At 63.6% G+C, this 23256-nt stretch carries 13 protein-coding genes, 2 tRNA genes and 3 rRNA genes; 6 read left to right on the plus strand and 12 right to left on the minus strand.

Annotation, left to right across the window (positions count from 1 at the left end):
- The first annotated feature begins 195 nt into the window (after positions 1-195).
- On the plus strand, positions 196-1044 hold the full coding sequence (gene nadE, locus MBR110_RS22100; protein WP_014724057.1) for an ammonia-dependent NAD(+) synthetase: 849 nt from the start codon (positions 196-198) through the stop codon (positions 1042-1044).
- Between the two features lie 87 nt (positions 1045-1131).
- Here the strand turns inward: nadE and MBR110_RS22105 are convergent, their stop codons facing one another.
- The 3 genes from MBR110_RS22105 to MBR110_RS22115 form a co-directional block, all read right to left on the minus strand.
- Positions 1132-2808, minus strand: coding sequence for a S10 family peptidase (locus tag MBR110_RS22105; RefSeq protein WP_059669183.1), 1677 nt, complete (start codon positions 2806-2808; stop codon positions 1132-1134).
- Between the two features lie 72 nt (positions 2809-2880).
- Positions 2881-4467 (minus strand): S53 family peptidase, encoded by a 1587-nt coding sequence (locus MBR110_RS22110; protein WP_046424458.1) that lies wholly within the window; start codon positions 4465-4467, stop codon positions 2881-2883.
- Between the two features lie 258 nt (positions 4468-4725).
- Positions 4726-5349 (minus strand): LysE family translocator, encoded by a 624-nt coding sequence (locus MBR110_RS22115; RefSeq protein ID WP_011880881.1) that lies wholly within the window; start codon positions 5347-5349, stop codon positions 4726-4728.
- A 133-nt stretch (positions 5350-5482) separates the two neighbouring features.
- On the opposite strand from MBR110_RS22115, the gene MBR110_RS22120 reads away from it, so the two are divergent.
- Positions 5483-5947: an Lrp/AsnC family transcriptional regulator gene (locus MBR110_RS22120; RefSeq protein WP_011880882.1), complete on the plus strand. Its 465-nt coding sequence runs from the start codon at positions 5483-5485 to the stop codon at positions 5945-5947.
- 57 nt (positions 5948-6004) lie between these two features.
- On the opposite strand, the gene MBR110_RS22125 is transcribed toward MBR110_RS22120, so the two are convergent.
- Entirely contained in the window at positions 6005-6916 is a 912-nt protein-coding gene (locus MBR110_RS22125; protein ID WP_011880883.1) for a LysR family transcriptional regulator, read from the minus strand.
- A 139-nt stretch (positions 6917-7055) separates the two neighbouring features.
- Between MBR110_RS22125 and speB the strand changes: the two genes are divergently transcribed.
- Positions 7056-8012, plus strand: a complete 957-nt coding sequence (gene speB / locus MBR110_RS22130) for an agmatinase (protein WP_181709341.1) — start codon at positions 7056-7058, stop codon at positions 8010-8012.
- Positions 8013-8117: 105 nt separating this feature from the next.
- On the opposite strand, the gene metE is transcribed toward speB, so the two are convergent.
- Positions 8118-10421 (minus strand): 5-methyltetrahydropteroyltriglutamate--homocysteine S-methyltransferase, encoded by a 2304-nt coding sequence (gene metE, locus MBR110_RS22135; protein ID WP_181709342.1) that lies wholly within the window; start codon positions 10419-10421, stop codon positions 8118-8120.
- Between the two features lie 109 nt (positions 10422-10530).
- Between metE and MBR110_RS22140 the strand changes: the two genes are divergently transcribed.
- The 3 genes from MBR110_RS22140 (at position 10531) to MBR110_RS22150 (ending at position 14245) form a co-directional block, all read left to right on the plus strand.
- Positions 10531-11439, plus strand: a complete 909-nt coding sequence (locus MBR110_RS22140; RefSeq protein ID WP_034194758.1) for a LysR family transcriptional regulator — start codon at positions 10531-10533, stop codon at positions 11437-11439.
- Between the two features lie 153 nt (positions 11440-11592).
- A complete protein-coding gene (locus MBR110_RS22145; RefSeq protein WP_014724061.1) occupies positions 11593-13185 on the plus strand; it encodes an inorganic phosphate transporter in 1593 nt (530 codons plus the stop codon).
- A gap of 316 nt (positions 13186-13501) precedes the next feature.
- Complete coding sequence (locus tag MBR110_RS22150; RefSeq protein ID WP_034194759.1) at positions 13502-14245, plus strand: 2OG-Fe(II) oxygenase; 744 nt, start codon at positions 13502-13504, stop codon at positions 14243-14245.
- Positions 14246-14812: 567 nt separating this feature from the next.
- On the opposite strand, the gene MBR110_RS22155 is transcribed toward MBR110_RS22150, so the two are convergent.
- The 7 genes from MBR110_RS22155 to MBR110_RS22185 form a co-directional block, all read right to left on the minus strand.
- Positions 14813-16240 carry a DHA2 family efflux MFS transporter permease subunit gene (locus tag MBR110_RS22155; RefSeq protein ID WP_046424451.1) on the minus strand — a complete coding sequence of 476 codons (1428 nt, stop codon included), beginning with the start codon at positions 16238-16240 and terminating at the stop codon, positions 14813-14815.
- A gap of 733 nt (positions 16241-16973) precedes the next feature.
- Positions 16974-17086 (minus strand): 5S ribosomal RNA (gene rrf, locus MBR110_RS22160).
- 154 nt (positions 17087-17240) lie between these two features.
- Positions 17241-20118, minus strand: a 23S ribosomal RNA gene (locus MBR110_RS22165).
- A 285-nt stretch (positions 20119-20403) separates the two neighbouring features.
- Positions 20404-20479 (minus strand) — tRNA-Ala (locus MBR110_RS22170).
- A gap of 38 nt (positions 20480-20517) precedes the next feature.
- Positions 20518-20594 (minus strand) — tRNA-Ile (locus tag MBR110_RS22175).
- Between the two features lie 64 nt (positions 20595-20658).
- Positions 20659-22194, minus strand: a 16S ribosomal RNA gene (locus MBR110_RS22180).
- Together the 16S, 23S and 5S rRNA genes with 2 tRNA genes alongside form the textbook arrangement of a ribosomal RNA operon.
- Before the next feature lie 507 nt (positions 22195-22701).
- Positions 22702-23253 carry a phosphonate degradation HD-domain oxygenase gene (locus MBR110_RS22185; RefSeq protein ID WP_034193339.1) on the minus strand — a complete coding sequence of 184 codons (552 nt, stop codon included), beginning with the start codon at positions 23251-23253 and terminating at the stop codon, positions 22702-22704.
- Positions 23254-23256 lie beyond the last annotated feature (3 nt).

Here is a 23256-nt window from a genome sequence, read left to right on the forward strand (position 1 = left end):
CGCAACCGAAGCATCGGCGCAAGCGGGCGCCCGCCACCACGCCACCGTCCTTGCACGCAACCAAGCCCCGCCCCCTGACGCCCCCACGCATCTCCCCGATGCAACTCACCCTCCCCACGTGCACGCGCCGCGCGGCACCCGCCCGCGATTGCGCTTATGATGGGCGCCTCGAATTTTCGTTCCGGAACCACTGACATGACATCCGCCGATTACGCCAGCCGCCAACGCGCGATCATCGCCGAACTGAACGTCGCCGCACACTTCGACGTCGACGCCGAAATCACGCGCCGCGTCGATTTCCTTGCGCGCTATCTTCGTTCGAGCGGCATGCGGACCTACGTGCTCGGCATCAGCGGCGGCGTCGATTCGTCGACGGCCGGGCGGCTCGCGCAACTCGCGGTCGAGCAGTTGCGCGCCGACGGCTACGACGCGCGCTTCATCGCGATGCGCTTGCCGAACGGCGTGCAGAACGACGAAGCCGACGCGCAGCGCGCGCTCGCGTTCGTGCGCGCCGACGAGACCTTCACGGTCGACGTGAAGCCGGCCGCCGACGCGATGCTCGCGTCGCTGGTCGCGTCCGGTCATGCGTTCGAAACCGCCGCCCAGCAGGACTTCGTGCACGGCAACATCAAGGCGCGCGAGCGCATGATCGCGCAATACGCGGTGGCCGGCGCGCGGCGCGGCATCGTGATCGGCACCGACCACGCAGCAGAATCGCTGATGGGCTTCTTCACGAAATTCGGCGACGGCGGCGCGGACGTGCTGCCGCTCGCCGGCCTGAGTAAGCGCCGCGTGCGCGCCGTCGCCCGCGCGCTCGGCGGCGACGAGCTGATCGTGATGAAGGTGCCGACGGCCGACCTCGAGGAACTGCGTCCGCTGCGCCCCGACGAGCACGCCTATGGCGTCACCTACGACGAGATCGACGACTTCCTCGAAGGCAAGCCGGTCTCGGACAACGTGTACGAAACCGTGCTGCGCTTCTACGACGGTTCGCGCCACAAGCGCGCGCTGCCCTACACGCCGTTCGACTGGCCGGCCGCGTAAGCCGGCCCGGCTCGCTGCCGACGCCGCGCGCCCCGCACGCGCCACGCACACCATGCACACCACGCGCGGCGCGCGCGCCCGGCGACGCTACGCGCGCCCGCCGCCCTTCTTCGCCTGCAGCGCGCGGATCCGCATCCGCGCGCCGGTATCGCTGACGGTCGCGTCGTACATCGTCGCGAGATCGCGCTTGAGCGCGGTACGCGAACCGCCGTCGAGATACACCATGTGCCCGGACGGATAGAAGCGCGCGGACAGGTTCTGCCGCACCTTCTGATCCTCGAGCGGCATCTGCTGCAGGTCGATCACGGTCTGGTAGAACGGCGTGACGAAATCGTACAGGCCGTTCGCCGACAGCACCTTCAGGTCGACGTTCAGCGCCATCACCGCGGCAAGATCGCCGGCCGTATAGAGGATCACGTTGCCGTTCGCATCAGTGCCCTGCTGCGCGCCGGTCGGGTCGATGTGGCCGAAGTCCCAGTTGCGGAACGCCTGGTCGTTCAGGTCCGTGAACGCCGAGGTCGACGTGAACTTCAGCTGCTCGTTCAGATAGCTGTTCCACATCGCCGTATAGACGCCCGTCACGGCGGTCATGGTCGGATCGTTGCCGCCCGAGTTCGGATCGATCTTGCCGGCGATGCCCGACGAAATCCCCGTCACGCGACCGTCGTACGAGCCGAGCGCGAGCCCGCGCGCATGCAGCAGCGTCGTCAGGAACACCGAGTTGCCGCGCGCGTCGTAGCCGGCGATGTCGAGCCCCCACGCCTGCAGCGTCGCGGTATCGATGCCCGTGTAGTCGGACAGCTTCTGCACCACGGCGGCGTCCGCATGCGGCACGTTGCGCAACGCGCTCAGGTAGTCGGTGCGCGCGAACTGCGCGACCTCCTCGACGAACGCGCCGAGATCGGCCGGCGCCGGCTCGATGCCGAGCTTCTTGTGATACCACGCGTCGGCGGCCGCGGTCGGCAGCGCGCCGACCGGGTTGCCGGCCTGCCGGTAGTCGAGGATCGACGACTGCAGCGTGATGCCGTTCAGGTCGACGCCGTCCTCGTGCAGCTTGTAGGCGAGCACGCAGCTGCGCGCGGTGCCGTACGACTCGCCGAACAGATACTTCGGCGAATTCCACCGGTTGTTCTTCGTCAGATAGCGCTTGATGAACTGCTTCAGCGAGTCCGCGTCCTGGTCGACGCCCCAGAAATTGCGGTTCTTGTTCGGCGCGACGGCCGCGGAATAGCCGGTGCCGACCGGGTTGATGAACACCAGGTCGCTATGGTCGAGCATGCTGTCCGGGTTGTCCTCGATCTGGTACGGCGCGGGCGGCGTGAAGCCCGGCATCGACGTCTTGATGCGCTTCGGCGCGAACGAGCCGAGCAGCACGAACACCGACGACGAACCCGGCCCGCCGTTGTAGAAGAACGTGACGGGGCGCGTCTCCTCCTTCGCATCGTCGGCGGTGAACGCGACGTAGAAGATCTTCGCGGCCGGCTGCGAGCTGCTCGGGTCCACCGTCACGAGGTGGCCGACGGTCGCCGTGTACGCGATGCGCTTGCCGTCGAGCAGGATCGTATGGTGCGTGATGGCGGCGGCTTCGGTCGTGTCGGTCACCGAATCGTCGGGGCCGTTGCCGTACGCGACCGGATCGAAGAACGGCTGGTCGCGGCCGCGAGCGAGCGCGACCGGCGCGACGCTCGGCGGCACGCCATGTGAGTTGTGGTCGCCGTGATGCAGCGGATACACGCCGCCGGAAGATGCGGAATCGATGCCCATCGTGCTGCTCCTGGAGGTGAAAAAAGACGCGGGCAGACGACCCGCGTCGGAAGGAAAGGCAATGCCGATGCGTCAGCTCGACGGCTTGCGCGCGAGGAGCGCGGCGAGCTTCGCGCCGTCGGGGCTGCCGAGGCCCGTGCACGCATCCCAGCCCGGTGCGGCCGCATACGTGCCGTTCGAGCCCGTCGTGATGTCGCGCAGCGCGTCCGGATGCTTGTACAGCACCGGATTGATCCAGCCGGCCGACGTGCCGGACGCCGCGTTGATCCGCGCGATCAGCGCGGCCCACAACGGCGCGACCGCGCTCGTGCCGCCCATTACCGCGGGCGTGCCGGCCACCGCCACCTCGTAGCCCGTCTGCGGCGACGCATCGCCGGCGACGTCCGGCACGCCGCGCTTCGCAAGCGGCGCGCGGCCGCCGTCGACGCGCGCGACGTTGAGCCCCTGCTGCCAGGTCGGCACGTCGAACATCGTGCTGACGCCACCGCCACCCGCGCCGCCGCCGGCCGACTCGTCGTTCCACGCGACCTCGCTGCGGATGCCCTGCCCCGGTAGCGCATCGAGCTGCGTGCCGCCGCAGCCGAGCACGTACGGGCTCGACGCGGGGAAATCGACGTGGTCGGCGCCGTCCTGCAGCCCGTCGCCGGAGCCGCTGTCGCCCGATGCCGCGCACACCGTGATCCCTTGCGCGGCGGCGGCCTGCAGCACGCGGTTGAACGCGTGCGCCGATTGCGCCTGCCAGATCGCTTCCGGGCCGCCCCAGCTGATCGAGATGACCGACGGCCGATTGGTCTTGTCGGTGACGGCCGCGTTGACCGCCTGAATGAAGCCCGCGTCGCTGTTCGGCGCGAAGTAGACGGCGATCTTCGCGGCCGGCGCGATCGCGCCGGCGATTTCGATGTCGAGCGCGACTTCGCCGTCGGGGCCGCTTGCCTCGCCGGTCGGCGCGTTGCGGCCGGTGCCGACGTTCACATCGACGAGCGTCGGCGGCTTGTCGATGCCGAGCCCGCGGAAATACTGAGCGATGTCGGCCGCGCGATAGCCGCCGCCCAGCTCGACGATCGCGATGCACTGGCCGGCGCCGTCGCCGGCCGGAAAGCCGTACAGCGACGCGAGCTGCACCGGGGTAAAGGTGACCGCGGCGCCGCGCGCGGGTTTGAACGGCGGACGCAACCGGAAGTGCGGCCGTGCCTGCGGACGGCTGTCGAGGCCGAGCACCGCCGTGACGGCATCGCCGAGCTCGTCCGGCAGCGCGATCGGGCCCGTGCGGCCGCGATACTGGCCGATCGCGCGATGCTCGAACCGCTCGAGCTTCACGCTGAACGCCGCTTCGAACTGCTGGATCGTGCCGGACAGCACGACGACGCTTTCGACCGGATCGACGCGATCGACCGTCAGCTGATGACGGTGCGCGAATTCCTCGGTCTTGCGGATGTCGTCGGGATCGGCGGAGAAACGCTGCGCGAATGCATCGCGCGACAGCGGTTTGGCGCTCGCGTCGCCGGCCGCGAGCTGGTGAACCAATGCATCGAGTTGCCCTTCTTCCCGCCGCCGCAACATGATCGTGACGTGGATGCGTTCTGCCGGATCGCACTGGCCGAGGCATGTCGACTCGGCGACGATGCGGGGTTCACGGTCGGCTTGAAGATGCCTTGCCATGTTCAGACCCTCCTATGTACCGCGTTGCACGGAACAGCCAGGAAATCGGACAGGGCCAGCGGAAGACGGTTCCGTTCGGTCAGTCGGTTCGCCACGCGGCGAAGTTCAAGGAAGTTTAGAACAGTCAGAGGATTTGCGCGCGGCGCCAGGCGGGCCGGCGCAGCGCTTGGCCGGCCGGCCGCGCGCACGGCGCGCGTTCGATGACGCATCGCACCACGCTGCCCGTCGAGCGGCGCGGCCAGCCTACGACGGCGCCGCTCAGTCCATCGACAGGCGCAGCGCGAAGCCGATCAGCGCGGCCGAGAAGGTCCAGCGCTGCACCGTCTGCGCGAGCGGGTGCGCGCGCATCCAAGCGGCGATGCGCGACGCGCCGAACACGCAGGCGAGATCGAAGCACACGCCGGCCGCGACGAGCAGCGCGCCGAGCTCGAACATCTGCCACACGACCGGCCCGGCGTCGGTGCGCACGAATTGCGGCAGCAGCACCGAGCAGAACAACAGCGCCTTCGGGTTCAGCAGGTTCGTCAGCAGTCCCTTGAAGAACGACTGGCGCAGCGCGCTCGCGGCGGCCGCTTCGGCGTCGCCGAGCGCGAATACCGGCGAGCGGAACACCTGGATCGCGACATACGCGAGATACAGCGCGCCGCCGTAGCGGATCACTTCATACAGCCACGGCGCGCTCCGAATCAGCGCCGCGACGCCGCACGCGGACAGCGTCACGTGCACCGCACGCGACAGCGACAGGCCGGCGGCCGCCGCGAGGCCCGGCCGCACGCCGCGGCCGATGCTGGTCTGCAGCACGAGCGCCATGTCGGGCCCCGGAACCGCGTAAATGGCCGCCAGCGCGGCGAGATAGATCAACAGCAAATGCGTGGAAATCATGGTCGGGCTCGTCCTTCGATGACGATATGTTGCCGTCGAAGGCGGAGCGCTTATTGGCCATCTTTCGTTCCGTATTGCCGCTTCGTGGCGGAATCCCCCACAATTGGCCGATCTTAAAACGGATTCCGCCACCATGACCGAACTCGACAAAACCGACCGCGCGATCCTCGCGGCCGTGCAGCGCGACGGCCGGCTGCCGATCGCGCGCCTCGCCGACGCCGTCGGGCTGTCCGAAACGCCGTGCGCGCGGCGTCTGAAGCGCCTCGAAAACGACGGCTACATCGAGCGCTACCGCGCGCAGCTGTCGCGACAGGCGCTCGGCTTCGGCGTCGTCGCGTTCGTGCTCGTGCGGTTCGCGACGCACGACCGCAAGGTCGCCGACCGCTTCGAACGGGAAGTGCTCGGCATCGAGCGCATCCTCGCGTGCCACAACGTCGCGGGCACGGCCGACTATCTGCTGCAGGTGGTCGCGCGCGATCTCGACGACTACGGCACGTTCCTGCGCGATTCGCTGCGCACGCTGCCGGGCGTCACGTCGATCGAATCGGCGCTGTCGCTGCGGGAAGTGAAGCACGACGCGGGTTTGCCGGTGCCTTGATGCGAGCGACCGGGCGCGCCGGCACGACACGGGCCCAGGCGATCGGGAAGATCACCGTCATCCGGCATCGCCCGGCTGGTGCGCGCGCTCGAGGTCTTCGAGAAACGCGGCGACGAGCGGATCGCCGCGCGCGTCGCGCGCGACGACCATGTGGAACGTCACGTCGTAGCGCAACTGCTCGGGGTTGAGCGGCGCGAGCAGCCCCTGCGCGACGTACGGCGCCGCGAAGTGCTGCGGCAGGTAGCCGAGGTGATGGCCGGACAGGATCAGCAGCGCGACGGCCTCCATGTTGTCGGCGGTGGCGGTCACGCGATCGGGCGTCGTCGACATATGGGCCTCCGGCAGCGGATACGAGCGCCACGCCCATTCGAATTCCGCGACGTCGGCCGGGGTCAGCTGGCCGGCGCGCTCGAACAGCGGATGGCCGCGCCCGCAATACGCGATCTGGTGTTCGACGAACAGCGGCGTGTAGTGCAGCGACGGTACGCGGTGCCAGAAGTAGCCGACCGCGATCTGAATCTCGTTGCTCAGCAGCTTCTCCTCGAGATCGCCCGGCGTGCGCACCGAGATCGCAAAGCGCACGGCTTCGTCGCGCGTGCGGAACGCGGCGATCGCCTCGGCGATCCGCGCGTTCTGGCTCACCGGCGTATGGCCGATCAAGCCGATGTTGAGCGTGCCGACCAGCTGGCGGTCCATGTGACGCGCTGCCATCCCGAACTCGTCGAGCGCAGCGAGCAGCTTGCGGCTCATCGCATGGAACCGCTCGCCCTTCGGCGTGAGCCGGAAGCCGCTGCGGCCGCGCTCGCAGAGCCGGTAGCCGAGGCGCGTCTCGAGCGACGACAACTGCGCGCTGATCGTCGACTGGCCGACGTTGAGCATCGTCTGCGCGGCCGACACGCCGCCCGCATCGGTCACCGCGAGAAACACGCGGATCAGCCGCAAATCGAGCGTCGACAGATTCCCGAGCACGCTATTCCCCTCCGATACATCGATGAAAGTCGATGTTTACGTCGACATGTTCGCATTCTTCTTTCGCGCGCGGCGCGCAAAACTATGCGCCAGGCCGCGTCGAATGATACGGCAACCCCATATCGACAGAGAACAGCCCATGAACGACCCTCTCCATTTCCAGCCGCTCGGCGGCAACGAAATGCCGCGCAGCGGCGGCATTGCAACGATGATGCGCCTGCCGCACGTCGCGAGCGCCGCGGGGCTCGACGCGTGTTTCGTCGGCGTGCCGTTCGATCTCGGCACGTCGAACCGTACCGGCGCGCGCTTCGGCCCGCGCCAGATCCGCACGGAGTCGGTGCTGCTGCGCCCGTACAACATGGCCACGCGGGCGGCGCCGTTCGATTCGCTGCAGGTCGCCGACATCGGCGACGTCGCGATCAATCCGTACAACCTGCACGATTCGATCGCCCGCATCGAGGCCGCGTACGACGCGATCCTCGCGCACGACTGCAAGCCGATCACGCTCGGCGGCGACCACACGATCGCGCTGCCGATCCTGCGCGCGATCCATCGCAAGCACGGCAAGGTTGCATTGATCCACGTCGATGCACACGCCGACGTGAACGACACGATGATGGGCGAGAAGATCGCGCACGGCACGCCGTTTCGCCGCGCGGTCGAAGAAGGTCTGCTGCACGGCGACAAGGTCACGCAGATCGGCCTGCGCGGCACCGGCTATGCGGCCGAGGATTTCGACTGGTGCCGCGACCAAGGCTTTCGCGTCGTGCAGGCCGAGGCGTGCTGGAACCAGTCGCTCGTGCCGCTGATGGAGGAAGTGCGCGCGCGCGTCGGCGACACGCCCGTCTACATCAGCTTCGACATCGACGGCATCGACCCCGCCTACGCGCCCGGCACCGGCACGCCGGAAATCGCGGGCCTCACGGTGCCGCAGGCGCTCGAGATCATTCGCGGCGCGAAGGGGCTGAACATCGTCGGCTGCGATCTCGTCGAAGTCGCGCCGCCGTACGACCCGTTCGGCACCACCGCGCTGCTCGGCGCGAACCTCGCGTACGAGCTGCTGTGCGTGCTGCCCGGCATCGCGTATCGCGACTGATCGCGGTGCGGCATAGGGCGGGTTCCGGGGCGGCGCTGCGCCGGGAGCGTTCGCGCACGCGCTGGTTGCGCGAGCGCGGAGCCGGCGGGTTATCGGAACGCTTTGTCAGAGCCCGTTGCGCAGCTCGCTGCGCAACGTCTTCGCCGCGGCGACCATGTTCGTCAGCGCCGGCAGCACTTCCGCCCAGCGGCGCGTCTTCAGCCCGCAGTCCGGGTTCACCCACAGCCGTTGCGCCGGAATCCGCTCGGCGGCTTTCCTCATCAGGCCGACGATGTGCTCCTGCGTCGGGATGTTCGGCGAATGGATGTCGTACACGCCCGGCCCGATTTCATTCGGATACCGGAAGCCGTCGAACGCGTCGAGCAGCTCCATGTCCGAGCGCGACGTCTCGATCGTGATCACGTCCGCGTCCATTTCGGCGATCGACGCGATGATGTCGTTGAATTCCGAATAGCACATGTGCGTGTGGATCTGCGTGTCGTCGCGCACGCCGTTCGCGGCGATCCGGAACGCGTCGATCGCCCACTTCAGGTAGGCCGGCCATTGCGCACGACGCAGCGGCAGCCCCTCGCGCAGCGCGGCCTCGTCGATCTGGATCACGCGCACCCCGGCCCGCTCGAGATCGAGCACTTCGTCGCGGATCGCCAGCGCGAGCTGGTAGCACGACACCGAACGCGGCTGGTCGTCGCGCACGAACGACCAGTTCAGGATCGTCACCGGCCCGGTCAGCATGCCTTTCATCGGCTTGCTCGTCAGCGACTGCGCGTAGGCGATCCACTCGACCGTCATCGCGCTCGGTCGGCTGATGTCGCCGAACAGGATCGGCGGCTTCACGCAGCGCGATCCGTACGACTGCACCCAGCCGAACTGGCTGAACGCGTAGCCATCCAGCTGCTCGCCGAAATATTCGACCATGTCGTTGCGCTCGGCTTCGCCGTGCACCAGCACGTCGAGCTGCAGCGTTTCCTGTTCGCGCACGCTGCGTTCGATCTCCGCGTGCATCGCGTGGCGGTAGCCGGCTTCGTCGAGCTCGCCGGCCTTGAAGCGGCGGCGCGCGTCGCGGATCTCCGCGGTCTGCGGGAACGAGCCGATCGTCGTGGTCGGGAACAGCGGCAGCTTCAGGCGTACCGACTGCGCGGCCGCGCGTTGCGGATAGGCGCTCGCACGGTTGCCGAGCCGCGCGTCGATGCGCGCGACGGCAGCCTTCACCGCCGGGTTGTGCACGCGCGGCGAGCGGCGCCGCGACTCGATCGCGGCCGCATTCTCAGCGAGGGCGTCGGCCACCGTGTCGCGCCCTTGGTTCAGCGCGGTCGCGAGCAGCTTCAGTTCGGCGAGCTTCTGCAGCGCGAACGCGAGCCACGAGCGGATCTCGGCGTCGAGCTTCTGCTCGCTCGCGAGATCGACCGGCACGTGCAGCAGCGAACACGACGGCGCCAGCCACAGTCGCTCGCCCAGCTGCCGCGCGAGCGGCTCGAGCCAATCGAGCGCCGCGTTCAGGTCGGTCCGCCAGATGTTGCGGCCGTCGATCACGCCGACCGACAGCACGCGTGTGGCCGGCAGCGTGCGCGCCAGCACGTCGACCTCGTCGCGGGCATTGACGGCGTCGATGTGCAGTCCATCGACCGGCAGTGAAACGGCAAGCTCCAGATTGTCCTGAAGCGGGCCGAAGTACGTCGCGAGCAGCAGCTTGATACGACGTGTCTCGAGCGCCTCGTACGCCGTGCGCAACGCACGCCGCCAGTCGGCGTCGAGCTCGGTGACGAGGATCGGTTCGTCGATCTGCACCCATTCGACGCCCTGCGCGGTCAACGTATCGAGCAGCGCGCCGTACACCGGCAGCAGTTTCGGCAGCAGCGCGAGCCGGTCGGAATCGTCCTTCGCCTTGCCGAGCCACAGATACGTAACGGGGCCGAGTATCACCGGCTTTGCGTTTACGCGCTGCGCGTTCGCCTCGGCCAGTTGCTGCAGCAGTCGCGACGGGTCGAGCGAGAAGTTCGTGTCGGCGTGGAACTCCGGCACGATGTAGTGATAGTTGGTGTCGAACCACTTCGTCATCTCGCCGGCCGCCACGCCACCGCAGCAGCTCGCATGCTCGTGCGCCGAATGCGCGGAACGGCCGCGCGCCACGCGGAAATAGTTGTCGAGCGCGTCGCCGTGAAAGTCCTGCACGCGCTTCGGCAGATTGCCGAGCGTGAAGCTCATGTCGAGCACGTGGTCGTAGAACGCGAAATCACCGAGCGGCGCGAGATCGAGATCGCGCTGGTCGTTCCAGTGGCGCCGGCGCAGCGCGGCGCCGAGCGCCGTCAGCTCGTCGCGCGTGGCGTCGCCGTTCCAGTAGCGTTCGAGGCCGAATTTGAGTTCGCGCTGTGCGCCGATGCGCGGGAAACCGAGGTTGTGGGTCTTGACCATGAAGCCGCCGTCCAGAAGTAATAGAAGATTCAGCAGCCATCATAGGGATTTCGCCCCATGAAATAAAATGGCATTATTTCATTCATCCATTAACTTTGTTCATGTATTGATGCTCGAGCGATTCCATCTCGTCGTGATCCGCGAAGTCGAGCGCCAGGGCTCGCTGACTGCGGCTGCCAACGCGCTGCACCTCACGCAGTCGGCGCTCAGCCATACCGTGCGGAAAATCGAGCAGCAGCTCGGCACGCCGATCTGGGATCGGGAAGGACGTGGCCTGCGGCTCACGCAGGGCGGGCAATATCTGCTGAAGCTCGCGAACCGGCTGCTGCCGCAGTTCGAGCTCGCCGAGGAGCGGATGAAGCAGTACGCGAAGGGCGAGCGCGGCACGCTGCGCATCGGGATGGAATGCCATCCGTGCTACCAGTGGCTGCTGAAGGTGGTGTCGCCGTATCTGGCGCGCTGGCCGGACGTCGACGTCGACGTGAAGCAGCGCTTTCAGTTCGGCGGGATCGGCGCGCTGCTCGGCCATGACATCGACGTGCTCGTGACGCCCGACCCGCTGAACAAGCCGGGCCTGCGCTTCGATCCGGTGTTCGACTACGAGCAGGTGCTGGTGGTCGCCGACGCGCACCGGCTCGCGAACGCCGACTACGTCACGCCCGAGCAACTGGCCGACGAGGTGCTGATCACGTACCCGGTCGAGACCGACCGGCTCGACATCTACAACCAGTTCCTGACGCCGGCCGCCATCGTGCCGCGGCGCCACAAGTCGATCGAGACGACCGACATCATGCTGCAGATGGTCGCGAGCGGACGCGGCGTGGCCGCATTGCCGAAGTGGCTCGCCGACGAATACGCGGACCGCATGCCGGTCGTGCCGGTCAGGCTCGGCAAGCAAGGCATCGCGAAACAGATCTTTCTCGGCATCCGCGACGCCGACGCATCGATCGATTACCTGTCCGCATTTCTCGCGCTCGCACGCGACTCGGCGTCGGACGCGCCACGCATGCTGCGATAGGCGCGCGCGCAAGGCGCGAAGCGGCCCGGATGCATGAGCGTGCTCACTATATGGACGACGGCGTGAACAACGGCGTTTCGCGGTCCGTACTGTCATCAAACTGACGGACAGCCGAAGCTAGGATCGGACGCGGTTCCACTGCGAGATGCCGCCATGAATCAACCTGCTTCGCCCGCCGCACACCATCCCGGTTCCACCGAACGCGCCCGACGTGCCGGCTATGCCGTGTTCCTGCTGGTGCTGTCGGTCGGTGCCGTCTATATCGCCACCCATCTGATCGCCGATCTTGCGCCGGTGCGCGAAGGGTCGCTGTTTCCATACCTGATGCTCGGCGCCGCGCTGCTGATCGCGCTCGGCTTCGAGTTCGTCAATGGCTTCCACGACACCGCGAACGCGGTGGCGACCGTGATCTACACCCATTCGCTGACGCCGAACGTCGCGGTGATCTGGTCGGGCATGTGGAACTTCCTCGGCGTGATGGTATCGAGCGGCGCCGTCGCGTTCGGCATCCTGCAATTGCTGCCCGTCGAGCTGATCCTGCAGGTGGGCAGCGGCGCGGGCTTCGCGATGGTGTTCGCGCTGCTGATCGCCGCGATCGTGTGGAACCTGGCGACGTGGTATTTCGGGCTGCCGTCATCGAGCTCGCATACGCTGATCGGGTCGATCATCGGGGTCGGGCTGATGAACCAGCTGATGCACGGCCCGAACGGCACGAGCGGCGTCGACTGGGGGCAGGCGCTCGGCGTCGGCAAGTCGCTGCTGTTCTCGCCGCTCGTCGGCTTTCTGTGCGCGGCGCTGCTGCTGCTCGTGCTGCGCGCCGTCGTGCGCGTGCCGGATCTGTATCAGGAGCCGCCGAAGGATCAGCCGCCGCCGTTCTGGATTCGCTGCCTGCTGATCCTGACCTGCACCGGCGTGTCGTTCGCGCACGGATCGAACGATGGACAGAAGGGCATGGGGCTCATCATGCTGATCCTGATCGGCACCGTACCCACTGCGTATGCGCTGAACAAGGCCGTCACGCCAGCCGAGTCGCAGACCTTCGTCGCCGTCGCGACGCACGCCGCGTCCACCTTCGCGAAATACTCGAACGGCGTCGCGCCGTCCGCGAATCCGCGCGCCGACGTCGAGCAGTTCGTGCAGCACCGCAAGCTCACGCCAGCCGTGCTGCCCGCGGTGCAGCAGCTGTCGACGTCGCTCGCGCGCGCCGTCGGCGCATCGGGATCGATGGCGGCCGTGCCGCAAAACGACGTCGACAACGTGCGCAACACGATGTACCTGGTGTCCGAGGCGATCCGGTTGATCGAGAAGTCCGGGCAGCCCGCGTTTGCCGCCGACGACAAGCTCGCGATCGACAACTACCGCAAGCAGCTCGATCACGCGACCAAGTTCATCCCGACCTGGGTGAAGGTGGCCGTCGCGATTGCGCTGGGTCTCGGCACGATGGTCGGGTGGAAGCGGATCGTCGTGACCGTCGGCGAAAAGATCGGCAAGCAGCATTTGACGTACGGCCAGGGCGCGTCGGCCGAACTCGTCGCGATGCTGACGATCGGCGCGGCCGATGCATACGGGCTGCCGGTGTCGACGACGCACGTGCTGTCGTCGGGCGTCGCCGGCACGATGGCCGCGAACGGATCGGGGCTGCAGTGGAGTACCGTGCGCAGCCTCGTGCTCGCGTGGATTCTCACGCTGCCGGCGTCGATCGTGCTGGCCGGCGGGCTGTACTGGTTGTTCCGCGCGCTGGCTTGAGCGGATAACGGCGAGCGGGCGGCGACGGCTCACGGCCGGGCGGTTGCCGCGGCGGGTTCGGTAGCGGCGGGTTCGGCAGTGGGTTCATTCTTCTTTGTCGCTGCGCTCAGGCACGTCGCCGCAATCGGCGTGCCGTCGTCGCGCGGCTCGCCGTCGCTTCGCGAATTGAAGCGCAACATCCGGAGTGCAACGGCGCGCGCCGGTCGCTAGACTCGGTTCATCGACATGCATCGCGACGCCCCGCGTGTGCTGCATGCCTGCGAAGCACGCCGCGGGTACGCGCGATGCGACGTCGCAAACGAACCGGGGGATGTCCGTGAATATCGCCGATCTGCAACCTGCCGCCGACTTGCAGGACATCGCGGCGCGCGTCGACGCAATCGACTGGTCGACCGTCGAGGCCGAACTCGATCGCTACGGCTGCGCGCACGTGTCGAGCCTGCTGTCGCGCGGCGAATGCGATGCGCTGCGCGCGCTTTATCCGCACGATGCGCTCTATCGTTCGCGTGTCTTGATGGCACGTCACGGCTTCGGGTGCGGCGAATACAAGTACTTCGCGTATCCGCTGCCCGCAGTCGTCGACGCGCTGCGCGCAACGATCTACCCGCATCTCGCGCCGATTGCCAATCGCTGGAATGACGCGCTGCGGATCGACGTTCGCTATCCGCGCGACCATGCGGCGTTTCTCGACCGCTGCCACGACGCCGGACAGACGCGACCCACGCCGTTGATCCTGCAATACGGCGCGGACGACTACAACTGTCTCCATCAGGATCTCTACGGCGAGCACGTTTTTCCGCTGCAGGTGGCGATTCTGCTGTCAGCGCCCGGGCGGGATTTCACCGGCGGCGAATTCGTGCTGACGGAGCAGCGGCCGCGTATGCAGTCGCGTGCGGAAGTGGTGCCGCTGATGCAAGGCGACGCGGTGGTCTTCGCGGTGCATGGCAGGCCCGTGCAGGGAACACGCGGCATCTACCGCGTGAACTTGCGCCACGGGGTGAGCAGGATTCGCAGCGGTCACCGCCATACGGTCGGCATCATCTTTCATGATGCGTTGTGAGGGTGTTGGTGGTGCGGATGAGGTGGAGATGGGACTCGGCACGTTGGGGGAGCGTGGGCGGGCGGTTGGCGGTTGGCGGTTGGCGGTGGCCAATTGCCGATTACCGATTGGAAGTTGCCGGTCGCCGGTCGCCGAGTGCCGAGTGCCCGTTGCGGGTTGCGGGTTGCGGGTTGCCGGTTGCCGGTTGCCGGTTGCCCGTTGCCCGTTGCCGCTTGCCGCTTGCCGCTTGCCGCTTGCCGAGTGCCGAGTGCCGAGTGCCGAGTGCCCGTTGCGGGTTGCCGGTTGCGAGTGCCGGGCGCCGGTTACTGGTTACTGGTTACCGGTTGCCACTCGCCGGTTGCCACTCGCCGGTTGCCTGTCGCCGGCAGCAGCCCGGACGGCGTGAAGTTATAAGCGGGCAACGCCACGCGATTTAGAGTTCGCGCGCCGTAAACTGCAACCGACGACTGGCTGCTCCATACGCGCGGTCCGCTGCTCATTGCTGGGGCGGCGTCTCGACTCAGTCCGCAGTGGCGACGAATCGCTGACCGCCGGCCTTCGCGCGACCGCCGCGATCAGAACGACGCTCTACCCGCGCGCCACATTTGCGCGAAGCCGATCGCCGGCATCGGCGGCGAGTCCCGCATAGCCGGGCAACGTCAGCAGAGCGAGCACGCCGGCCGCAATGAACGCCCAGCGAAAATCGTCGAGCACATAATGCACTCTGGCGGCGTCGCCACGCGCCAACGCCGCGACCCGCAGCGACAACGCGCCGAATGCGATGCCCATTCCGATCGTCATCTGCTGCGCGGCGCTCCACAGCGTGCTGGCCGCACTGGTTTGCCGCGCCGGAATATCCGCGTACGCGAGTGTCGCGAGCGTCGTGAACTGCATCGATCGCGTGAGCCCGTAGACGAACACGACCAACAAGGTGACGGCCAACGGCGTCGACGCTGTCAGCCAGCCGCACGCGATCGTGAACAGGCCGACGATCGTCACGTCGACGAGCGCGACGCGCCGGAAACCGAAGCGATCGAGTATCCACGACGTGCCTGCCTTCATCCCGAGATTGCCGATCGCGCTGGCGAGCAACAGCAGGCCGGACTGGAATGGCGACAGCCCGAAGCCGATCTGGAACAACAGCGGCAGCAGATACGGCACGGCGTTGATCGCTATCCGCGTGATCGAACCGGTGATGACGGTGACCGAGAACGTCGGCACCTTCAGCGTCGTGAAATCGAGCAGCGGATGCGCGCATCGTTGCGCATGCAACCATGCGGCAATGCCGAACAACACGCTCGCGGCGACCAGGATACCTGCGCGCGTGAAATCGACGTCCTGCTGGCCCGCCGCTTCGGTACCGATCAACAGACAAGTCAGCGCCGCGCCGGCCAGCACGAAGCCGACCCAGTCGAGCGGCCGCCGCTCATCGGCACGCGTGTTGCGGACGATAAGCCAAGTGCAAACCAGCGCGGCTATGCCAAACGGAACGTTCAACAGGAAGATCCAGCGCCACGACGCGTAGGTGGTGATGAAGCCGCCGACCGGCGGCCCGACGACTGGCGCGACGATGCCCGGCCACGTGATCGTCGCGATCGCACGCATCAGTTTGGCTTTCTCCGTGCTGCGCACGACGATCATTCGCCCGACCGGCACCATCATTGCCCCACCGACACCCTGGAGCAGACGCGCGGCCGTGAACGTGAGCACGCCATCGGAGAGCCCGCACAGCACCGATGCGCCGGAAAAGACGAAGATCGCGGTGGCGAAGACGGTACGCGAACCATAGCGATCCGCGATCCAGCCGCTAATCGGGATGAACACGGCGAGCGCCAGCATGTAGGCCGTCATCCCGACACTCAGCGCATTCGGCCCGACGCCAAACGACTGTGCCATCTGCGGCAGCGCGGTGGCGATCACCGTCGTATCGAGGTACTCCATGAAAAACGTCGCGGCGACGAGATAAGGCAGGAAGTCGGTCGTCCGACGACATGAAGCGGCGGCGCGGTCGGTCATGAATCAATGTGCGGGAATGAGTTGTAGGAACACCGAGCAGTGGCAGGCAGACGAATGCCGGCAGTCGGACGAACGGCGATATTACCGTGAATGGCGGGAAGCTCGCCGATGACATCTGGCGCTCAGCGACTTTATGCGCATAGATTTTTATTGGGATATTGGGATATACCGGCCACTAGGTGAAGCCCCGCAAGACCGGCGAATCGCACTTACGTCGGCGACGTGATTGAGCATCTAGCGGCCATTTCCGCTCAACACGCAGCATCGTCTTCTACGTCGACGCTATCACCCGTTATATCGCGACGCCGGGGACGCGCGGAATCCTGTACGCGGCATCGTCACCGCGACAACGGTCGTGCTTGCCGGTGATTTCGATGGCACGGCGTTCAGCGGCAGGTTCGCCTACACGCGGCTGTGGCGCCCAGTAGGAGATCGTTGGCGCGTGGCCGCCGGACATGCATCGCAGATATCGCCAGCTTGATGCATCGCGCGTTCCGGCGATGAGCAGTTCCGCGGCAGCGTGACGATCAGGGGATATGAGCCGACTCGTCGTGAACCTGGTGAGCAGCGTGGCTTCTAGCGAGTCGGTCCTGGGCACATCACCGAGCTATCGCAAACCGACCGGGTTCGTTCGATCCTGCCGACTCGAGCCGATGCAACTGGCCGAGTGCTCTTTCTGCCGCGCCAATGCAAAAACCCCCGCCTTTTGGGCGGGGGTTCTTGGCTTAGGGGAGCCTGACGATTACCTACTTTCACACGGGAATCCGCACTATCATCGGCGTAGAGTCGTTTCACGGTCCTGTTCGGGATGGGAAGGGGTGGGACCGACTCGCTATGGTCATCAGGCAAAGAGGGTTGTTCTGCTGGCGTGGCCAACAGAACCAATCTTGGAAGAAGCAGTAATTTAGGTTGTGTGTATCACACACGAGAATCCAACATGTCGCTTTGGATCGCGGCCAGTGCTTTCGCACGGCGCCGATCTACAAGGCAGACTTGTTATAGGATCAAGCCTTACGGGCAATTAGTATCAGTTAGCTGAACGCATTACTGCGCTTACACACCTGACCTATCAACGTCCTGGTCTCGAACGACCCTTCAAGGGGATCTAGTCCCCAGGGATATCTCATCTTAAGGCGAGTTTCCCGCTTAGATGCTTTCAGCGGTTATCTCTTCCGAACATAGCTACCCGGCGATGCCACTGGCGTGACAACCGGTACACCAGAGGTTCGTCCACTCCGGTCCTCTCGTACTAGGAGCAGCCCCCTTCAAATATCCAACGCCCACGGCAGATAGGGACCAAACTGTCTCACGACGTTTTAAACCCAGCTCACGTACCTCTTTAAATGGCGAACAGCCATACCCTTGGGACCGGCTACAGCCCCAGGATGAGATGAGCCGACATCGAGGTGCCAAACACCGCCGTCGATATGAACTCTTGGGCGGTATCAGCCTGTTATCCCCAGAGTACCTTTTATCCGTTGAGCGATGGCCCTTCCATACAGAACCACCGGATCACTATGACCTGCTTTCGCACCTGCTCGACTTGTCGGTCTCGCAGTTAAGCACGCTTATGCCATTGCACTATCAGCACGATTTCCGACCGTACCTAGCGTACCTTCGTACTCCTCCGTTACGCTTTGGGAGGAGACCGCCCCAGTCAAACTGCCTACCATGCACTGTCCCCGACCCGGATCACGGGCCAAGGTTAGAACCTCAAACAAACCAGGGTGGTATTTCAAGGACGGCTCCACCGAAACTAGCGTTCCGGTTTCATAGCCTCCCACCTATCCTACACAGATCGGTTCAAAGTCCAATGCAAAGCTACAGTAAAGGTTCATGGGGTCTTTCCGTCTAGCCGCGGGTAGATTGCATCATCACAAACACTTCAACTTCGCTGAGTCTCGGGAGGAGACAGTGTGGCCATCGTTACGCCATTCGTGCAGGTCGGAACTTACCCGACAAGGAATTTCGCTACCTTAGGACCGTTATAGTTACGGCCGCCGTTTACCGGGACTTCAATCAAGAGCTTGCACCCCATCATTTAATCTTCCGGCACCGGGCAGGCGTCACACCCTATACGTCCACTTTCGTGTTTGCAGAGTGCTGTGTTTTTATTAAACAGTCGCAGCCACCAGTTTATTGCAACCCCTTCACCCTCCTGGCGCAGGCCAGTCAAGCTACAAGGGCGTACCTTATCCCGAAGTTACGGTACCAATTTGCCGAGTTCCTTCTCCCGAGTTCTCTCAAGCGCCTTAGAATACTCATCTCGCCCACCTGTGTCGGTTTGCGGTACGGTCATCGTTAGACTGAAGCTTAGAGGCTTTTCTTGGAACCACTTCCAATTGCTTCGCTCCCGAAGGAGCTCGCGCCACACCCTTGAATTACGCACCCGGATTTGCCTAAGTGCCTTCTCCAATGCAGCGACCGGGACTTCCAACACCCGACAACCTTCCGCGATCCGTCCCCCATCGCATCTAACAATGGTGCAGGAATATTGACCTGCTTCCCATCAGCTACGCATTTCTGCCTCGCCTTAGGGGCCGACTCACCCTACGCCGATGAACGTTGCGTAGGAAACCTTGGCTTACGGCGAGGGGGCCTTTCACCCCCTTTATCGCTACTCATGTCAGCATTCGCACTTCCGATACCTCCAGCACCCTTTACAAGGCACCTTCGCAGGCTTACGGAACGCTCTCCTACCATGCGAGCAAAGCTCGCATCCGCAGCTTCGGTATATAGCTTAGCCCCGTTACATCTTCCGCGCAGGACGACTCGATCAGTGAGCTATTACGCTTTCTTTAAAGGGTGGCTGCTTCTAAGCCAACCTCCTGACTGTTTTAGCCTTCCCACTTCGTTTCCCACTTAGCTATATTTGGGGACCTTAGCTGGCGGTCTGGGTTGTTTCCCTCTTGACACCGGACGTTAGCACCCGATGTCTGTCTCCCGTGATTGCACTCTTCGGTATTCGGAGTTTGCTATGGCGGGGTAATCTGCAATAGACCCCCCAACCATGACAGTGCTCTACCCCGAAGGTGAGACACGAGGCACTACCTAAATAGTTTTCGGAGAGAACCAGCTATTTCCAGGTTTGTTTAGCCTTTCACCCCTATCCACAGCTCATCCCCTAACTTTTCAACGTTAGTGGGTTCGGACCTCCAGTACGTGTTACCGCACCTTCATCCTGGCCATGGATAGATCACCTGGTTTCGGGTCTACGCCCAGCAACTGAACGCCCTATTCGGACTCGCTTTCGCTACGCCTGCCCTATACGGTTAAGCTTGCTACTGAACGTAAGTCGCTGACCCATTATACAAAAGGTACGCCGTCACCCCTTACGAGGCTCCGACTGTTTGTATGCATGCGGTTTCAGGATCTATTTCACTCCCCTCCCGGGGTTCTTTTCGCCTTTCCCTCACGGTACTGGTTCACTATCGGTCGATCACGAGTATTTAGCCTTGGAGGATGGTCCCCCCATCTTCAGACAGGATTTCACGTGTCCCGCCCTACTTGTCGCACACCTAGTTCTTTCATACTGTTTTCGCCTACAGGGCTATCACCTGCTATGGCCGCACTTTCCAGAGCGTTCGGCTAACAATACAAATAAAGAGTGCAAGGCTCATCCCATTTCGCTCGCCACTACTTTGGGAATCTCGGTTGATTTCTTTTCCTGCGGTTACTTAGATGTTTCAGTTCACCGCGTTCGCTTCTCTGGACCTATGTATTCAGTCCAGGATGACCCAAAAGGGCCGGGTTTCCCCATTCGGACATCTACGGATCAAAGCTCGTTTGCCAGCTCCCCGTAGCTTTTCGCAGGCTACCGCGTCCTTCATCGCCTGTGATCGCCAAGGCATCCACCACATGCACTTGTTCGCTTGACCCTATAACGAGTCTGTCTCATCGACAGTCGCTACAGGTTGAGTTCTCGCGTTGTGCCGTATTCCAATTAGAGCCGAACATGAAGTTCGAATCATCTTGAGATACATCGATACAATCACAACCCGGATAGTTTTCACGTCCATCTCAAGACGCTTCCGCTATCCAAATTACTTACTTCTTCCAGATTGTTAAAGAACGACAGCCGATATGGTGTTACTCATATCACCCTGACTGGCTCAATCGCCAATGACAAAAGCTCGACGCGTCGAACGCTTGTCATTGAGGATTGGTGGAGGCAGACGGGATCGAACCGACGACCCCCTGCTTGCAAAGCAGGTGCTCTCCCAGCTGAGCTATGCCCCCATGAGTACAGATGCCTCAGGGTGTTACCGCCAGACAAATGGTGGGTCTGGTTGGATTCGAACCAACGACCCCCGCCTTATCAAGACGGTGCTCTAACCGACTGAGCTACAGACCCCTGAGTCTGTCTTTAAATTTACAGCCGATAAGCGTGAGCGCTCAATTTTGCGAGATAGCTCTGGAAAGGAGGTGATCCAGCCGCACCTTCCGATACGGCTACCTTGTTACGACTTCACCCCAGTCATGAATCCTACCGTGGTGACCGTCCTCCTTGCGGTTAGACTAGCCACTTCTGGTAAAACCCACTCCCATGGTGTGACGGGCGGTGTGTACAAGACCCGGGAACGTATTCACCGCGGCATGCTGATCCGCGATTACTAGCGATTCCAGCTTCATGCACTCGAGTTGCAGAGTGCAATCCGGACTACGATCGGTTTTCTGGGATTAGCTCCCCCTCGCGGGTTGGCAACCCTCTGTTCCGACCATTGTATGACGTGTGAAGCCCTACCCATAAGGGCCATGAGGACTTGACGTCATCCCCACCTTCCTCCGGTTTGTCACCGGCAGTCTCCTTAGAGTGCTCTTGCGTAGCAACTAAGGACAAGGGTTGCGCTCGTTGCGGGACTTAACCCAACATCTCACGACACGAGCTGACGACAGCCATGCAGCACCTGTGCGCCGGTTCTCTTTCGAGCACTCCCGAATCTCTTCAGGATTCCGACCATGTCAAGGGTAGGTAAGGTTTTTCGCGTTGCATCGAATTAATCCACATCATCCACCGCTTGTGCGGGTCCCCGTCAATTCCTTTGAGTTTTAATCTTGCGACCGTACTCCCCAGGCGGTCAACTTCACGCGTTAGCTACGTTACTAAGGAAATGAATCCCCAACAACTAGTTGACATCGTTTAGGGCGTGGACTACCAGGGTATCTAATCCTGTTTGCTCCCCACGCTTTCGTGCATGAGCGTCGTCAGTATTGGCCCAGGGGGCTGCCTTCGCCATCGGTATTCCTCCACATCTCTACGCATTTCACTGCTACACGTGGAATTCTACCCCCCTCTGCCATACTCTAGCCTGCCAGTCACCAATGCAGTTCCCAGGTTGAGCCCGGGGATTTCACATCGGTCTTAGCAAACCGCCTGCGCACGCTTTACGCCCAGTAATTCCGATTAACGCTTGCACCCTACGTATTACCGCGGCTGCTGGCACGTAGTTAGCCGGTGCTTATTCTTCCGGTACCGTCATCCCCCGACTGTATTAGAGCCAAGGATTTCTTTCCGGACAAAAGTGCTTTACAACCCGAAGGCCTTCTTCACACACGCGGCATTGCTGGATCAGGCTTTCGCCCATTGTCCAAAATTCCCCACTGCTGCCTCCCGTAGGAGTCTGGGCCGTGTCTCAGTCCCAGTGTGGCTGGTCGTCCTCTCAGACCAGCTACTGATCGTCGCCTTGGTAGGCCTTTACCCCACCAACTAGCTAATCAGCCATCGGCCAACCCTATAGCGCGAGGCCCGAAGGTCCCCCGCTTTCATCCATAGATCGTATGCGGTATTAATCCGGCTTTCGCCGGGCTATCCCCCACTACAGGACATGTTCCGATGTATTACTCACCCGTTCGCCACTCGCCACCAGGTGCAAGCACCCGTGCTGCCGTTCGACTTGCATGTGTAAGGCATGCCGCCAGCGTTCAATCTGAGCCAGGATCAAACTCTTCAGTTTAAACCTGTTACTGTTTTCGGTTCCGTTAAGAACCGGTCGCTCACTCAAAGCTGACAGGTATATGAATCTCTTCATAAACCTGACTTACTTTAGTGTGAGACTCTTGATACTTTCGCTTTCTGATCCGAAGATCAGCTCGCTTCCATCAAGCGCCCACACTTATCGGCTGTTAATTTTTAAAGAGCATTTCTGCGAGGAACTTCGTGTTTCTCAACAGCGCTGCGTTTTCAGCAGCAGAGAAGCGAGATTATGAACCGTCTTTCTTCACTCGTCAACAACTTTTTGAACTGCTTCGCTGCGACGGTGAGGGGTTCAGCTTCGTGTGCGTTCGGGTCACTACAACCACCCAACCGCACCGCTTCCCTTCTTCTTCCGCACCGCGTTTCCGGTAGCGCGAAAGAGGCGTGATTCTATGCAGCTCACGGCAATCGCGCAAGGGGTTTCGTGAAATATATAAAGCCCCGCACGCTGCCGCGTGCGGGGCTTTATACGCAAACAGCCGAGCAGTCAGCCCGTCCGCGCCTGGCGGGCCACGATTTCCATATAGTGATCGAGGCCCGGCGTGACCTTGCCCTGCTCCTTGGCCCTATCGTCCCAGCGGCGCAGGCGCAGCGCATCCGCGGCGAACGGGCGCCGCAGGAATGCCGCCGCCTCGTCGTCATCGAAGATGCCGCCCTGCAGCGCGAGGCTGCGCACCGAATCCGCCGACAGGCCGTCGACGTAGCCCGCTTCCGTACGGCACAGGCAGCGCTTTGCGTCGACGTGCAGCCGGATCGGCTCCAGCACCGCGTCGCCGAACAGCGGCCGCAGGAACGGCAGCACGTAATACTGGTGCAGATCGTCGATGCCGCGTGCGCTCGGCGTGTCGCCCTGCCGGTTCAGCAGATGCCCGAGATCGTGGAGGAACGCCGCCGCGATCAGCGCGTCGTCCGCGCCGGCTTCCTCCGCCAGCAAGCCGCACTGCAGCGCATGCTCCAGCTGCGTCACCGGTTCGCCGCTGTACGCGACATGACCGTGCGCGCGATACAGCCCGTCGATCTCGTCCACGGTCAGTGCCATCCG

It is taken from the genome of Burkholderia sp. MBR-1, assembly GCF_013822785.1.
GTDB classification, from domain to species: Bacteria; Pseudomonadota; Gammaproteobacteria; order Burkholderiales; family Burkholderiaceae; genus Burkholderia; species Burkholderia vietnamiensis.